The sequence below is a fragment of the Streptosporangium longisporum genome, assembly GCF_039534895.1.
GTDB lineage: Bacteria > Actinomycetota > Actinomycetes > Streptosporangiales > Streptosporangiaceae > Streptosporangium > Streptosporangium longisporum.
Genome location: NZ_BAAAWD010000007.1, coordinates 812,960 through 827,265, shown reverse-complemented (window position 1 = coordinate 827,265; position 14,306 = coordinate 812,960). Strand labels below are relative to the sequence as shown.

At 73.2% G+C, this 14,306-nt stretch carries 13 protein-coding genes; 6 read left to right on the top strand and 7 right to left on the bottom strand.

Annotated elements, in window-relative coordinates; all coding sequences use genetic code 11:
• Positions 1 to 4: 4 nt before the first annotated feature.
• The 5 genes from cobT to ABD832_RS16710 form a co-directional block, all read right to left on the bottom strand.
• Positions 5 to 1,087: a nicotinate-nucleotide--dimethylbenzimidazole phosphoribosyltransferase gene (gene cobT, locus ABD832_RS16730; protein ID WP_344895540.1), complete on the bottom strand. Its 1,083-nt coding sequence runs from the start codon at positions 1,085 to 1,087 to the stop codon at positions 5 to 7.
• Between the two features lie 87 nt (positions 1,088 to 1,174).
• Complete coding sequence (locus tag ABD832_RS16725; protein WP_344895537.1) at positions 1,175 to 2,002, bottom strand: sirohydrochlorin chelatase; 828 nt, start codon at positions 2,000 to 2,002, stop codon at positions 1,175 to 1,177.
• A 373-nt stretch (positions 2,003 to 2,375) separates the two neighbouring features.
• Positions 2,376 to 3,113, bottom strand: a complete 738-nt coding sequence (locus ABD832_RS16720; RefSeq protein ID WP_344895534.1) for a LutC/YkgG family protein — start codon at positions 3,111 to 3,113, stop codon at positions 2,376 to 2,378.
• Positions 3,110 to 4,495: a lactate utilization protein B gene (locus ABD832_RS16715; protein ID WP_344895994.1), complete on the bottom strand. Its 1,386-nt coding sequence runs from the start codon at positions 4,493 to 4,495 to the stop codon at positions 3,110 to 3,112. The genes ABD832_RS16720 and ABD832_RS16715 overlap by 4 nt, the downstream gene beginning before the upstream one ends.
• 62 nt (positions 4,496 to 4,557) lie before the next feature.
• Entirely contained in the window at positions 4,558 to 5,412 is an 855-nt protein-coding gene (locus ABD832_RS16710) for a (Fe-S)-binding protein (protein ID WP_344895529.1), read from the bottom strand.
• A gap of 70 nt (positions 5,413 to 5,482) precedes the next feature.
• Between ABD832_RS16710 and ABD832_RS16705 the strand changes: the two genes are divergently transcribed.
• A complete protein-coding gene (locus tag ABD832_RS16705; protein WP_344895527.1) occupies positions 5,483 to 6,208 on the top strand; it encodes a FadR/GntR family transcriptional regulator in 726 nt (241 codons plus the stop codon).
• On the opposite strand, the gene ABD832_RS16700 is transcribed toward ABD832_RS16705, so the two are convergent.
• On the bottom strand, positions 6,167 to 7,687 hold the full coding sequence (locus ABD832_RS16700; protein WP_344895524.1) for a sulfatase family protein: 1,521 nt from the start codon (positions 7,685 to 7,687) through the stop codon (positions 6,167 to 6,169). The genes ABD832_RS16705 and ABD832_RS16700 overlap by 42 nt on opposite strands.
• 110 nt (positions 7,688 to 7,797) lie before the next feature.
• Here ABD832_RS16700 and ABD832_RS16695 point away from each other — a divergent pair, with 110 nt between their 5' ends.
• The 3 genes from ABD832_RS16695 to ABD832_RS16685 all read left to right on the top strand — a co-directional run bounded on the left by ABD832_RS16695 (position 7,798) and on the right by ABD832_RS16685 (position 10,739).
• On the top strand, positions 7,798 to 8,817 hold the full coding sequence (locus ABD832_RS16695; RefSeq protein WP_344895521.1) for an LLM class F420-dependent oxidoreductase: 1,020 nt from the start codon (positions 7,798 to 7,800) through the stop codon (positions 8,815 to 8,817).
• Positions 8,818 to 9,008: 191 nt separating this feature from the next.
• The gene (locus ABD832_RS16690) at positions 9,009 to 9,659 is read left to right on the top strand and encodes a response regulator (protein WP_344895518.1); all 651 of its coding nucleotides are present in this window, start codon (positions 9,009 to 9,011) and stop codon (positions 9,657 to 9,659) included.
• A 138-nt stretch (positions 9,660 to 9,797) separates the two neighbouring features.
• A complete protein-coding gene (locus ABD832_RS16685; RefSeq protein ID WP_344895515.1) occupies positions 9,798 to 10,739 on the top strand; it encodes a DUF4328 domain-containing protein in 942 nt (313 codons plus the stop codon).
• 28 nt (positions 10,740 to 10,767) lie between these two features.
• Here ABD832_RS16685 and ABD832_RS16680 read toward each other — a convergent pair whose 3' ends face one another.
• Positions 10,768 to 11,046, bottom strand: a complete 279-nt coding sequence (locus ABD832_RS16680) for a DUF6504 family protein (protein WP_344895512.1) — start codon at positions 11,044 to 11,046, stop codon at positions 10,768 to 10,770.
• A gap of 225 nt (positions 11,047 to 11,271) precedes the next feature.
• Here ABD832_RS16680 and ABD832_RS16675 point away from each other — a divergent pair, with 225 nt between their 5' ends.
• Together ABD832_RS16675 and ABD832_RS16670 are read left to right on the top strand one after the other, a co-directional pair.
• On the top strand, positions 11,272 to 13,170 hold the full coding sequence (locus ABD832_RS16675; RefSeq protein WP_344895509.1) for a serine/threonine protein kinase: 1,899 nt from the start codon (positions 11,272 to 11,274) through the stop codon (positions 13,168 to 13,170).
• A 130-nt stretch (positions 13,171 to 13,300) separates the two neighbouring features.
• Positions 13,301 to 14,260: a quinone oxidoreductase family protein gene (locus ABD832_RS16670; protein WP_344895506.1), complete on the top strand. Its 960-nt coding sequence runs from the start codon at positions 13,301 to 13,303 to the stop codon at positions 14,258 to 14,260.
• Positions 14,261 to 14,306 lie beyond the last annotated feature (46 nt).

Sequence of the window (14,306 nt, the reverse complement as noted above, 5' to 3'; positions counted from 1 at the left end):
CAGGTCAGGCCGTCTTGTCCGTCACCCCGGCGGAATCGAACGTCGCCACCTCGTGCATGACCCTGGCCGCCGCGCAGACGAGCGGGTGGGCGAGCAGGCCGCCGGTGCCCTCGCCGAGCCGCATCCCCAGCTCGATGAGCGGGCGCAGGCCCAGGTGCTCCAGGGCGATGGCGTGGCCCGGCTCGGCCGAGCGGTGCCCGGCCACGCAGTGGTCCACGGCGTCGGGGGCCAGTGCCACGGCGGCCAGCGCCGCGGCCCCCGCGATGACGCCGTCCAGGATGACGGGCACCCGCAGCGCGGCCCCGCCGAGGACGAATCCGGCGATCGCGGCGTGCTCCAGGCCGCCGACCGCGGCCAGCGTCTCCAGCGCGGGCACCGGCGGGGCCTCGTCCGGCCCGCGCTCCAGACCGTTCACCCGCAGGGCCTCGCGGACCACCTCGACCTTGCGGGTCAGGGTCTCGTCGTCGACGCCGGTCCCCCTGCCGGTCACGACGGCCGCGTCCCGGCCGGTGAACGCGCAGATCAGCGCCGCCGAGGCGGTGGTGTTCGCGATGCCCATGTCCCCGCTGACCAGGCAACGGGCACCCTGGGCGACGAGGTCGCGGGCCACCGCGATCCCGGCCTCCAGCGCGGCGACCGCCTGCTCGCGGGTCATCGCCGGACCGCGGGACAGGTCGGCCGTGCCGTGGGCGACCTTGCTGACGATCAGGCCGGGCGCGGGGTCGAGGTCGGCGGCCACGCCGACGTCGACGACCGTCACCGAGGCGCCGACCTGGGCGGCGAAGGCGTTCGCCACGGCGCCCCCGGCGAGGAAGTTGCCGACCATCTGCAGGGTGACCTCCTGCGGCCACGGGGTCACGCCCCTGGCGTGGACGCCGTGGTCGGCCGCGAAGATCGCCAGGGCCGCGGGGGCCGGGAGCGGCGGCGGGCTGACCCCGGCCGCTCCGGCCAGCCGTACCGCCACGTCCTCCAGGACGCCGAGCGCGCCCTGCGGCTTGGTCAGGCGGTCCTGGTGGGCTCGGGCCTCGGCGACGGCCGCCGGGTCGGCGGGAAGGATCGCCGCGACGGTCTCCTCAAGAATGGTCATGTGATCCAGTCTCTCGCGGAAACGCCGTTTCAGGAAAAGTCCGGAAAGCCGGAAGTGGGGTAAGAGACGGGTCCGGACGGCCGCGGATCACCAGATGATGCCGCTGACCGCCTCCTCGTAGCGGTCGATCACCACGTCGGCCAGGCCCTCGCAGTCGCCGATGACGTCGGCGCAGCGGACGTCCAGCCCCGGGTGGCCCGCGGCGTAGGCCATGGCCTGCGCCCAGATCCGGTCGAGCAGGCTCCCGGCGAACAGCAGGTACGGCACGACGATCACGCGCTTGGCGCCCAGGCGGCGGCAGCGCTCGATGCCACCGGGGACGCCGGGCGGGGTGAGGGAGACGAAGGCCGTCTCCACGGTCATGTACTCGTGGGCGTGCATCTCCCAGAACAGCCGGGACACCCGGTGCACGTCGGCGTTGGTCTCGGGGCTGGTCGAGCCGTCCCCGACCAGGACCACCGCGGTCTCGCCGATCTCGATGCGCTCGGGCTCGTCGTCGAACGGCCCGGCGGCCACGGGGACGAGCCGGAGGCTGGCGACCTCGGCGGCGGCGTCGGCCAGGCGCTCGGCGAGCAGCGCCAGCACCCGGGGGTCGGAGCCCAGGGGGCGGCCGTGGTCGCAGGTCAGCATGGGGTGCCTCTCCTGCTCGCGGGCCATCGCGGTGGGGATGTCCGCGCCGAGCCGCACGTCACCGGTCAGGCTCATCGGCTGGACCACCATCCGATGGTGCCCCCGCGCGACCAGCGAGGCGACCGAGTCGCTCAGGCGCGGTCTGGCCCTGGCGATGTAGCCACCGGAGACGTCGGCCGCCGTCCGGTCCAGACGGCAGCGGAGCCGGTGGACGAACCTGCCGAATTCAGCAGATCCACTGTCATCGTGCGAGCCCTGCCCGATGAGCAGCAGCGGCGGTTTCATGGAAACAGGACTCCAATGACCTTGACCTGGGGTTACGCGAGTGCGAATCGCGACAATAGCCGATCGCGGCGTCTCATGGGCAGGTAACGGATCGGTAAATGCATTTTTTAACATCGGTCGCGACGACCGGCGGACCCCCGTGGTCACGGGACCCGCCGGATGCCACGTCCTGGCACGGTAACCGGGCGTGCGCGGGACGTCCAGCCGCACCACGCGGATCGCGCCGGATCGCCTCCGAACAGGCCGAGAGGACGCGGGCCGTACGGGCCCGTACGGCCCGCGCCTCCGGGGCCACGGGACCCGTGAGACCGGATGCGGAACGTCCCGGTGGGTGCCCGCGGGCCGCGCGCACGGCCCGCTTCCCGGACGCGCCTCAGCGGATGACGACGACCTCCAGGGTGCGCGGCCCGTGCACGCCCTCCACCCGGTCCAGCTCGATGTCGCTGGTCGCCGAGGGGCCGCTGATCCAGGTCAGCGGCCTGGACGGGTCGAGCCTGCCGACCGCCTCCGGGACACCGGCCGTGATCTGCCCGGCGCGCACCACGCACAGGTGGTAGTCGGGGACGAGCGTCAGCACCCGGCGTCCCTGTCCCGGCCCGGTGTCCAGCACGATCGTGCCGGTCTCCGCGATCGCCACGGCGCACCCGGTGAGGACCCCGTCCACCCCGTCCAGCTCGGCCGCGCTCAGCGGCGGATCGTCGGTGACCGGGTCCGCGGGCGCCCACCCGGGCGGCAGGCCGTCCGGGACGACCACGCGGACGGCACCCCGCCGGGCCAGCGCCGCGGCGATCGTCGCGGCCGCCTCGTCCTCGTCCACCACGTGCACGACGGCCCGGTAGTCCGCCACCCGCTCCGCGAACCGTTCCACGACCTCGGAACTCCCGGCACGCGTCCGATCCCCCGAGTCCGGAACCGGGACAGGAGAGGCCGGGACGGGAGCCGTGAGCGGCGACCCGCGGTAGGCACGGGTGATCTCGACCTCCGGGGCTCCGGCGACGGCGGCCCGGATCCTCGCCAGGATCCGCTCCCTGCTTCCGGCGCTTCCGGCGCTTCCGGCGCCTCCCGCGCTTCCCGTGCCGCTCGCTCCGTCGGCGGGTGTTCCGGCGGTCATCGGGCGCCTCCGTCGGTACGGTTCCACCAGTCGCGGAAGGACTCGTCGGGGATGTCGGGGATGTCGCGAGTGTCGGTCCAGGCCGACAGCGGTCCCGGCAGGCGGCCGGGGACGAACCTGCGCAGGCGCCCGCCCAGCCGCTGGACGCCCGCCAGCCGTGCCGGGCGGTCGAACACCCAGCCCGCGGCGCGCATGCCCAGCCGCTCGGCACGCGCGTGGCGGACCTTGCCGCGCAGGTGGACCAGGACCTCGGGGATGTCGATGGCGACCGGGCAGACGTCGAAGCAGGCGCCGCACAGCGTCGAGGCGTACGGCAGCGACGCGTCCAGCTCCGAGGCGGTGCCGCGCAGCTGCGGGGTGAGGATCGCGCCGATCGGCCCGGGGTAGACCGAGCCGTACGCGTGGCCTCCGGCGCGCTCGTAGACCGGGCAGACGTTCAGGCAGGCCGAGCAGCGGATGCAGCGCAGCGCCTGGCGTCCGACCTCGTCGGCCAGCACGTCGGTACGGCCGTTGTCGAGCAGCACCAGGTGGAACTCCTGCCCCTCGACCGCACCCGTCCAGGTGGAGGTGTAGGGGTTCATCCGCTCACCGGTGGAGCTCCTGGGCAGCAGCTGGAGGAAGACCTCCAGGTCCTGCCAGCTCGGCAGCAGCTTCTCGATGCCGACCACGCTGATCAGCGTCTCGGGCAGGGTCAGGCACATCCGCCCGTTGCCCTCGGACTCCAGGACCACCAGCGTGCCGGTCTCGGCGATCATGAAGTTGGCGCCGGAGATCGCGACCTTGGTCGACAGGAAGCGCTCGCGCAGGTGCAGGCGGGCCGCCTCGGCGAGATCGCGCGGCTCGTCGGTCAGGTCCTCGGGCGCGGCACGGCCCCAGTCGGCCATCCTGTCCTGGAAGATCTCGCGGATCTCCGAGCGGTTGCGGTGGATCGCCGGGACCAGGATGTGCGAGGGCCAGTCGTCGCCGAGCTGGACGATCAGCTCGGCGAGGTCGGTCTCGTACGCGGTGACGCCCTCCCGTTCGAGCGCCTCGTTGAGGCCGATCTCCTGGGTGGCCATGGACTTGACCTTGACCACGCTGGTCTCGCCGGTGGCCTTGACCAGGTCGGCCACGATCCTGTTGGCCTCCGCGGCGTCGGCGGCCCAGTGGACGTGCCCGCCCGCGGCGGTGACGGCCTCCTCCATCCGCAGCAGGTAGCGCTCCAGGTCGCGCAGGGTGTGGTCCTTGATCTCCTTGGCCGCCCGGCGGAGCTCGGCCCAGTCGGGCAGCTCGCCGACCACGGCGGCCCGCTTGCCGCGGATCGTCCGGGTGGCCTTGCGCAGGTTGTACCTGAGCTGCGAGTCCTGCACGGCCACGGCGGCGTTCGCCGGGAAGGCGGGCATGCCCAGGAACGTGCCGCCCGCCGCGGGGCCGCGCGCCGTCCCGTTCCGGGGTCCGGGGGCGTTCACCGGGTCACCTCCGTGGCGGCGAGGATCTCGGCGAGGTGCATGATCCTCACTCCGGCGCGCTGGCGCCGCAGGGTCCCGCCGATGTGCATCAGGCAGGAGTTGTCGGCGGCGCAGAGCACCTCGGCGCCGGTGGCCGTGACGTTGTGCACCTTGTCCGCGCACATGGCCGCGGAGATCGCGGGGTTCTTCACCGCGAACGTGCCGCCGAAGCCGCAGCACTCCTCGTCGCCCGGGAGCGGGACCAGCTCCAGCCCCCTGACCTGCCGGAGCAGCCGCGTGGGCCGGTCGCCCACGCGCAGGCCGCGCAGCGAGTGGCAGGTCGGGTGGTAGGTCACCCGGTGCGGGAAGTAGGCGCCCACGTCGGTGACGCCGAGGACGTCGACGAGGAACTCCGACAGGTCGTGCACCTTCGGCGCCGTCTCGGCGACCGCGGCGGCGAACGAGCCGGGCTCGGCGGCGGGGGCGAGACTCCCGGTGACCAGGCCCGGCGGGGGGCCGCCGGCCGTTCCGGACGTGACCGTGTCCTTCGAGGTCACGGCGGTCGCGGAGGTCGCGGAGGTCGCGGTCCCGGGGGTACGGGCCAGCCGGGGGTACTGCTCGCGGACCATCGCCGCGCACGACCCCGAGGGCGCCACGATCGCGTCGTACCCGGAGAAGACGTCCACGAAGTGCGCGGCCAGCCGCCTGCCCTCGTCGGGGTACCCGGTGTTGACGTGCATCTGGCCGCAGCAGGTCTGGGCCCGGGGGAACTCGACGTCGCAGCCGAGGCGGCGCAGCAGCGTGACGACCGCCCGCCCGGTCCCGGGGAACAGCGTGTCGTTCACGCAGGTGATGAAGAGGGCGACGCGCACGGCGCTCCTTCCGTTCTATGGTCTGACCACAGTATGGTCTGACCATATTCCCCACAAGGCGGAGGGTCTGTTGAGCGGCTGGCAACCGGTCCGGCGTACCCGGGCCTTCGAGGACGTGATCGCCCAGATCGAGCGGCGCATCGCCGGCGACGGCCTCACGGTCGGCGACCGCCTGCCCGGCGAACGGCAGCTCGCCGAGCAGCTGCGGGTGAGCCGTTCCTCGGTACGCGAGGCGATGCGCGTCCTGGAGACGCTGGGGGTGGTGTCGTCCCAGGTGGGCAGGGGCCCGGACGCGGGCGCCTTCCTCATCTCCCGGCCGGCCGACGCCCTGAGCGACCTGCTCAGGCTGCACCTCGGGCTGTCCAGCCTCTCCCTGGAGGAGGTCGTCGACGCCCGCCTGATGATCGAACGGTGGTCGGCGTCGCACGCCGCCGTGCGCGGCGCCGACCTGTCGGCCATGACCGCGGCGCTGGAGCGGATGGACGCCGCGACGACGGCCGAGGAGTTCGTCGAGCACGACGCGGCCTTCCACGTGGCCATCGCCGAGGCGTCGGGGAACAGGCTGACCACCGCCATGATGCTCTCGCTGCGCGACTCGCTCCGCCGGTACGCGGTCGAGGCGGTCGAGCGCCTCGGTGACACGGCCGGGCTGATGGCCGACCACCGCCGGATCCACCGGGCGATCGCCGGCGGGGACGCGGCCGAGGCGTCGGCCGCGGTGGAGGCGCACCTGCGACGGGCCTACCCGGGCATCTCACTGCCCCCAGGGGGTGAGCGGCATGGGTCCGGCGGGTAGCACGGGCGGCTCGGCCGCGTCGGCCCTGCGGCAGGTGGCGCCCGAGCAGGAGACCAGCGCGTCGAGCTGCCGGTTGAACTCGGCGATCACCGGCAGCGGGGTCTCGGCGATGATGTTGCGGAGCTGGTGGGGATCGGCGACGAGGTCGTAGAGCTGGTACTCGCCGGTCGAGTAGCGCACGAAGGTGTGCCGGGCCGTCCGCATCCCCTGGTAGGCCGGGACCGGCGTCTGGCGGGCCGAGTTCGGGTTGATCGGCCGGTTGAACTCCAGCAGCACGTTGCGGCGCCACGAGGACGGCCGCTCCCCCCGCAGCAGCGGGAGCAGGGAGCGCCCCTCGGCGAAGTCCGGGAGGGTGATCCCGGCCAGGTCGGCGAAGGTCGGGGCCAGGTCCACGTTGGCGGCCAGGTCGCCGACCACGCCACCGGGCCGCACCCCCGGGCCGCGGACCAGCAGCGGGACCCGGATGGACTCGTCGAAGGGCGTGGTCTTGCCCAGCGCGATCCGGTGCTGGCCCAGGTGGAACCCGTTATCGGAAGCGAAAAAGATGTACGTTTCGTCGAGCTTTCCCGAGACTCTCAGGGACTCCACCAGGGTGCCGACCATGTCGTCCACGCCGAGCATGGCCCGCAGCCGGTTGCGGTACTGCCGGTCGATCCGCCGGACCGTCCCGGCCCCGAACTGCGGGAGCGACCTGAGCCACAGGGGCTCGGCGGAGACGTCCGGCTGGTTGTAGGAGGGCAGGCGGGGGGCCACCTCGGTCGGGAAGGCGGCGGCGTGCCGCGCGGCGTGGTTGGCCGGGTTGTGCGGGGCGACCGGGGCGAGGTAGAGGAAGAACGGGTCGTCGTCCGGTAAGGAGACGAACGAGGCCGCCTTGGCGCTGAGCACGTCGGTCAGGTAGTCCTGCGGGGTGAACCCGTAGGCGCGCGGCGTGCCGTTCTCGTTGAGCGTGTAGCCGTACTCCTCGTACAGCCTGCGCACGGGCACGTCCCACTCGTCCCAGCCGGGAGGCACGTAGGCGGCGTCGGTGGCGCCGCCGGGGTAGTGGTTGAGGTACTTGCCCATCAGGCCGGTCCGGTACCCGGCCGACTTCATCCATGTCCCGATATTGGAGCGTTCCAACCCCGAAAGATGATATTTGGTGAAACCCCCCTCGGGGGCGGTGTTGGTGAGCACGCCGTGGCTGTGCACGTACTGGGACCGCATGATCGACGCCCGCGACGGGCAGCACCAGGAGTTGGTCACGAAGAACCGGTCGAACCTGGTACCGCCCTGACCGAGAAGCGCGGAGATGTTGGGAAATCTCCGCAGGTCCCCGGCCTCCAGGTCGTCGACCAGGATCAGCACGATGTTGGGCCGTCCCGACGCCTGCGCCACGGCCGGGACCGTTCCCACCGCCGGGGTCGTCCCGGCGGCGGCGAGCACCAGGGCGAGCGCGAGGAGGGAGATCAGGGAGAGGAGTTTACGAGCGGCGTTGAGCACAAATGCACGCTTCCCTGGAGAACGAATTTCGACACCTCACACTCGACCGAGCAATATAGAACGTGTTCTAATTATGGGGCGCGTCCGGCGCACGTCGCGAGGAGGTCCCCGTGAGCACCGACCTGAGACTCGGCCTGAACCTCGGCTACTGGCAGCGGAACGCCGACGACGCCACCGAACTCGTCCAGGCCGCCGAACGGCTGGGGTACGAGTCCGTATGGACGGCAGAAGCATACGGTAGCGATGCCTTCACCCCTCTGGCCTGGTACGGCGCACGGACGTCCCGCATCAAACTGGGCACCTCCGTGGTGCAGATCTCCGCCAGGACCCCGGCGGCGACGGCGATGACCGCGATGACGCTGGACCACCTCACCGGCGGGCGGCTGCTGCTCGGCATCGGCGCGTCGGGCCCCCAGGTGGTCGAGGGCTGGTACGGCGTGCCGTTCCCCAGACCGCTCGCCCGCACCCGCGAGTACGTCGAGATCATGCGGAAGGTCTGGCGCCGCGAGGAGCCGGTGACCAGCGACGGCGAGCACTACCCGCTCCCCTACCCCGGTGGCGCCGGCCTGGGCAAGCCGCTGAAGCTGATCACCCGTCCGCTGCGCCGCGAGATCCCCCTCTACCTCGGCGCGGAGGGCCCGAGGAACGTCGCGCTCGCCGCCGAGATCGCGGACGGCTGGCTGCCGCTCTTCGTGTTCCCGGAGAAGATCGAGCAGATGTACGGCCCCTCGCTGGCCGGGGCCGGGCCCGACTTCGACATCGCGGCCATGGTCATGACGCTGATCACCGACGACGTCCGGGCGGCGCTGGACGGGGTCAAGATGATGCTGACCCTCTACATCGGGGGCATGGGCGCCAAGAGCCGCAACTTCCACGCCGACATCATCGGCAGGATGGGCTACGCCGAGGCCGCCGAGGAGATCCAGGCGCTCTACCTGGCCGGACGCAGGGACGAGGCGTTCCGCGCGATCCCGGACGAGCTGGCCGACGGCATCTCGCTGGTCGGCCCGGTGGGCCGGATCCGCGAACGCCTGGAGCCGTGGCGCAAGAGCCCGGTGAGCAACCTCCTGGTCATGGGCCCCCGCGACGAGCCCTCCCTGCGGGCGATCCGGGACCTGGTCCTGGGCTAGCGACCCCGACACCGCACCCCGCCGACCGGCCCGGACCCACGCCGGTCCGGCACCCTCCGGCACCCTCCGGCACCCTCCGGCACCCTCCGGCACCCTCCGGCACCCTCCGGCACGGTCCGGCGCCGCCGTCCGCGCGCGCATCGGCCGGATGCCCGATCCCGTCCCTCGCGCGAGCTGGCAGAATCCTTCAGGTGACGATTCGGGTGCTCATCGCTGACGACCAGGAGCTCGTGCGGACGGGGTTCCAGATGATTCTGGACGCCCAGCAGGACATGGAGGTCCTGGCGACGGCCGCCAACGGTGCCGAGGCCGTCGAGCTGGCGCGCAGGCTGCGGCCCGACGTGTGCCTGCTGGACATCCGGATGCCCAAGCTGGACGGCCTGGAGGCCACCCGCATCCTGGCGGGGCCGGGGGTGACGGACCCGATGAAGGTGGTCATCGTCACCACCTTCGACCTGGACGAGTACGTCTACGGCGCGCTCCGGGCCGGCGCGACCGGCTTCCTGCTCAAGGACAGCGGGCCGACGCTGCTCATCGAGGCGATCCGGGCCGCGGCGGCCGGTGACGCGCTGGTCTCGCCGTCGGTCACCGTACGCCTGCTCGCGCACCTGGCCCATCCGCGGTCCGGGGCGAGCCGGCCCCCGGCCGAGCCGCTCACCGAGCGCGAGCTGGACGTGGTCCGGCTGGTGGCCAGGGGACGGACCAACCAGGAGGTCGCCGCCGAGCTCTTCGTCTCGCTCTCCACCGTCAAGACCCATCTGGGGAGCATCCAGGCGAAGCTGGGCGCGAGGAACCGGGTGGAGACCGCGGCGTGGGCCTGGGAGTCCGGCGTCGTGAGCTGAGCGGACCGGCGGGAAACAGGCGGGAAACGGGGCCGGAGGGGCAACGCGGGACGGACGGGCCGGACGGGTCCGATTAGCGGAAGAGCCTACGGGATAGGAAAGAGGCAGGTCCTCGGCGCATGGCGGGGGGAGATATACATGCGCTCTATCCCATCTCTACAGAGAAGGGCGACTTCGGCCGTCTACCTCGCGCTCACCGCGCTGGTGCTCGCGGCCACCGCCCTGGTGGTGTTCGAGAACGCCCGCGGCAGGCGCCTGGTCGTGGAGATCTCCAGGCTCGGTGGCGACCCCCGGTCCCCGGGTGCGGAGGCGGTCTTCGGGGCGGTCACCGTCTTCGCGATTCTGATCATGCTCTTCGCCGGGGCCGCGATCGCGTGCGCGGTGGCGTACCTGAACTGGCTGGTCCGGGCCCGCCGGTACGCCGACCTGCCCGCGATCTTCCCGGTCCTGGCGAGCTGGCTCGTGCCGGTGGTCAACCTGTTCGCTCCCGCGCTGCTGGTCGACCGGCTGTGGTGGGCCTCCCGGCCGCCGCTGGACCGCCGCGAGCGCTGGGTGGCGCTGCTGACCGCGTGGTGGCTGAGCTGGCTGGTCGCGCTCGTCCTGGTGCTGGTACGGCTCTGGCCCGGCGCCTCCCGCGGCGGCGGGAGCCTGACCGGTTTCGGGATGCTCGAACTGACCGCGGTCGTGGTCGCCTCCCTGCTCTGCGGGGCGACCGTCCGGCAGATCGGCGCCGTCCAGGCCGCGGGCGCCGCGCACCGTCACCGGGAACCGGCCGGACGCCGTCTCCCCCGGCCTCCGGCGGAGACGTCGGCGCACCTCGCCACGGGCGCACCCGTGGCCCCGGACCCGCTCCCGCAGGACCCCCCTCCCGTCTCCGCGTCCACCGCCCCGACGACCTCCCCGTCCGTCTCCTCGTCCGTCGCCCCGTCCGCCTCCCGGGAGGCGGACGCCCGCGAGGCGAACGCCCGCGAGGAGGGTCCGCGAGGGGCAGGGCGGCCGGCCCCGGAGCAGGTGCCGCAGACCGTGGAGGAGCCCGTCCGGCGGGAACGCGCCCAGGAGGTCCACCCCGCCGGGCAGTGAGCCCCGGCGGGAGATCGGGACACGGCGATCAGGGCGGGGCGTCGTCCCATGCCCGGACCAGCAGCCAGTCGGCGCCCGCGGTGTCGAAGCGGAGCTCGTAGGTGCCGGCCCGGCCGCCCGTGGCGGCCTCGGCCCGCCAGAACCGGCGCTCTCCCGGATCGGTCTCGGAGATCTTCCACCACTCGCGTGCGACCACCCAGTGGTCGAGGACCCGGTGGACGGTGTAGAGACGGTCGCGCCAGACGAACTGGACGGGCCTTCCCTCGCGGGTCCACACCTCGACAGGGTCGCCGTAGAGTCTGCTCACAACGGTCTTCTCCCCGCGGCTTTCGGACGAGCACCCGGGGGAAGGCGGGCCTGGAGTATCGAACATACGTTCTCACGGCGCCGGGCGCAAGTCGCCGGGCCGCCTCACGACCGGCGGCGTACGGCCGTGAAAAAGTGGGCCTGCCGCTGTTGCGGCCGACGGCGCGCGACAACGGATCGGTAGGCTGATCCCCTCATGTGACGGCGTATGCGGTTAGGTACAAGGGTGAACAACCTCAGTCCCGACGAACCCCTGCAGATCGGCCGATACCGCGTGCTCAGCAGGCTGGGGCGGGGCGGGATGGGCACGGTCTACCTCGGCGCGTCCCCCGACGGGCAGCAGGTCGCCATCAAGGTCATCAACCCCGAGTACAGCCAGCACGAGCGGTTCCGGATGCGTTTCCGCCGCGAGGCCGACGCCGCGCAGCGGGTCCGCAGGTTCTGCACGGCCGCGGTCATCGAGGCGGCGCTCGACGGCGACCAGCTCTACGTGGTCACCGAGTACGTCGCCGGCCCGAACCTGGAGGAGGCCGTCGACTCCGGCGGGCCGCTCCGCGGTTCCAGCCTGGACGCGCTGGCCGTCGGGGTGGCGACCGCGCTGACCGCCATCCACGGCGCCGGGGTGGTGCACCGCGACCTCAAGCCCTCTAACGTGCTGCTCTCCCCCGTCGGCCCCCGGGTGATCGACTTCGGTATCGCCCGCGCGCTGGACACGCTCAGCGGGATGACCGGGACCGGCGAGATCCTCGGCACCCCCCGCTACATGGCGCCCGAGGTGCTGCGCGGCGAGCCGGTCTCGGCGGCCTGCGACGTGTTCTCGTGGGGCTGCCTGATGGCCTTCGCCGCCAGCGGCCGGGCGCCGTTCGGCGGCGAGGCGCTGCCCGCGGTGCTGTACCAGGTGCTCAACACCGAGCCCTCCCTGGAGGGCATGGAGCCCGCCCTGCGCGGGATCGTCGGTCACGCCCTGGCCAAGGACCCCCGGCGCAGGCCCACCTCCCAGCAGCTGCTGGACCACCTGGTCGGCCGCTCAGCCGCGCCCGAGCAGGCGGCCCACTCGGTACGGGCCTCCTGGCAGGACCCGGCACCGGCGCGGGAGGGCGGCCCCTGGACCGCGGGCGGACCGGCCGGCTCGCCCGGCCGTACGGGACCGGCCGGCCCCGGGCCGAACGCCCCAGGACCGGGCGGGCACGTCCCGGCCGGCGCCTTCCACGGGCCCGGCACCGCGGCCCCGGCGTTCGCCTGGTCCGGTCAGACGGTCTCCGACGTGCCGCCGACCGCGCCCGCCTCCCGCCAGGGTCCCGGCCACACCCTGCTCGGCACCGGGCCGGGCGACCCGGGGACCGGCCGGCCCGGATCGGTCACCGGGCGGCGGAAGCTGGCCGTCGGAGCGGTCGCGGCGGTCCTGCTGGTCGCGGGCGGCGCGCTCGGCGTGCGCATGGCGCTCTCCCCGGGCGGCCCGCCCGAGAACCTCGCCCTGCTCTACCAGGACGACTTCACCCAGAGCGGCACCGGCTGGAGCGGCGGCGCCTACAACCCGCTGGTCAGCAGCTACGGTTACGCCCCCCAGGGGTACTACGCCATCGACGTCAGCGGCCAGTCCGCCGTCAAGCGGGAGCAGGCCCCGATCCCCTTCGTGCCCGCGCCGCCCGCCACCCCCGATCCCACGGCCAGCCCCACACCGGTCACGCCGAGCCGGATCCTGCTCGGCACCGACATCCTGATCCGCCCCGGCAGCGTCGGCGTGGGCGAGTACGGCCTGTTCTGCCGGGGCGAGGACGACAACAAGGCGACCCGGTACGAGTTCCTGCTGGACACCACGGGGAACGCGCGGATCCGCAAGGCCGTCAAGGACGCCGGGGGCGAGCTCACCAAACCCGTCAAGGTCGAGCTGCCCAAGGGCGGGACCACCCGCCTGTCGGCCGAGTGCACCGGGGTCGACAAGGGCGTGCAGCTGACCATGTGGGTCGGCGACGAGCAGGTCCAGACCCACCTCGACACCAACACCCCGCTGCCCAACGGGCTGGTCGGCGTGATCGCCCGGGTGGGCGAGAACAGCGGCGCCGTGCTCAGGGTCGCGTTCGACAACTTCACCCTGCACGGCCCCGCCACCACCGGGAAACCCTGACCGGGAACGCCTCATGTCCCCCGCGCTCCGGCCCGGCGGCCGGACGGCCCCGGGCGGGAGACCCGCGGCGGGTGACCCGTACGGGACCGGGGAGGATGAGCGGACCCGACCTATCGAAGGAGCTCAGCAGATGCGCGCCATTGTCGTCTCCGCCACCGGCGGACCCGAGGTCCTCACCTGCGCCGACCATCCCGACCCCGAGGTGAACCCGGGCGAGGTGCTGGTCGACGTCGCCGCGGCGGGGGTCAACTTCATCGACGTCTACCACCGGATGGGACGCTACCCGCTCGCGCTGCCCTTCGTCCCCGGCGAGGAGGGGGCGGGCACCGTGGCCGCGGTCGGCGAGGACGTCCGCGAGTTCGCCGTCGGCGACACCGTGGCCTGGGCGGGCGTGCCGCGCAGCTACGCCTCCCGGGTCGTGGTGCCCGCCTCCAAGCTGCTGGCCGTACCCGACGGGGTGACGCCCGAGATCGCGGCGGCCGTCACCCTGCAGGGGCTGACCGCGCACTACCTGACCCACTCCACGTACGAGGTGAAGGCCGGGGACGACGTGCTGGTGCACGCGGCGGCCGGTGGCATGGGGCTGCTGCTCACCCAGATCGCCAAGCTGCGCGGCGCCCGGGTGATCGGCACGGTCTCCACCGATGAGAAGGAGGAGCTGGCCCGCCAGGCGGGCGCCGACGAGGTGCTGCGTTACGGGGGCTTCTCCGAGGCGGTCCGCGAGCTGGCCGGTTCCGGCGTGCACGTCGTCTACGACGGCGTGGGCGCGGCCACCTTCGACCAGAGCATCGCCTCGCTGCGCCCGCGCGGCATGATGGCGCTGTACGGCCAGGCCAGCGGCCCGGTGCCGCCCTTCGACCCGCAGCTCCTGGCCCGGAACGGCTCGCTGTTCCTGACCCGTCCCACCCTGAACGCGTACGTCGCCACCCGCGACGAGCTCACCTGGCGGGCCTCGGACCTGTACGGGTGGGTCGCCTCGGGGCAGTTGCGGGTGCACGTCTCCGGGCGCTACCCGCTGGACGAGGCCGCCCGTGCCCACGAGGACCTGGAGGCCCGCCGTACGACCGGCAAGGTGCTGCTGATCCCCTGACGGCCTGGGAAGCGTCCGCCGGGGTGCCGGTGGGTCCGGGAGCCGT

What these genes read in the sequence shown, in the direction of transcription:
- ABD832_RS16685 (WP_344895515.1), top strand. Translation starts at nt 9,798, where the DNA reads ATGCGCTCTATCCCATCTCTACAGAGAAGGGCGACTTCGGCCGTCTAC.
- ABD832_RS16715 (WP_344895994.1), bottom strand. Translation starts at nt 4,495, where the DNA reads ATGCCCGCCTTCCCGGCGAACGCCGCCGTGGCCGTGCAGGACTCGCAG.
- ABD832_RS16720 (WP_344895534.1), bottom strand. Translation starts at nt 3,113, where the DNA reads ATGACCGCCGGAACACCCGCCGACGGAGCGAGCGGCACGGGAAGCGCG.
- ABD832_RS16725 (WP_344895537.1), bottom strand. Translation starts at nt 2,002, where the DNA reads ATGAAACCGCCGCTGCTGCTCATCGGGCAGGGCTCGCACGATGACAGT.
- ABD832_RS16670 (WP_344895506.1), top strand. Translation starts at nt 13,301, where the DNA reads ATGCGCGCCATTGTCGTCTCCGCCACCGGCGGACCCGAGGTCCTCACC.
- cobT (WP_344895540.1), bottom strand. Translation starts at nt 1,087, where the DNA reads ATGACCATTCTTGAGGAGACCGTCGCGGCGATCCTTCCCGCCGACCCG.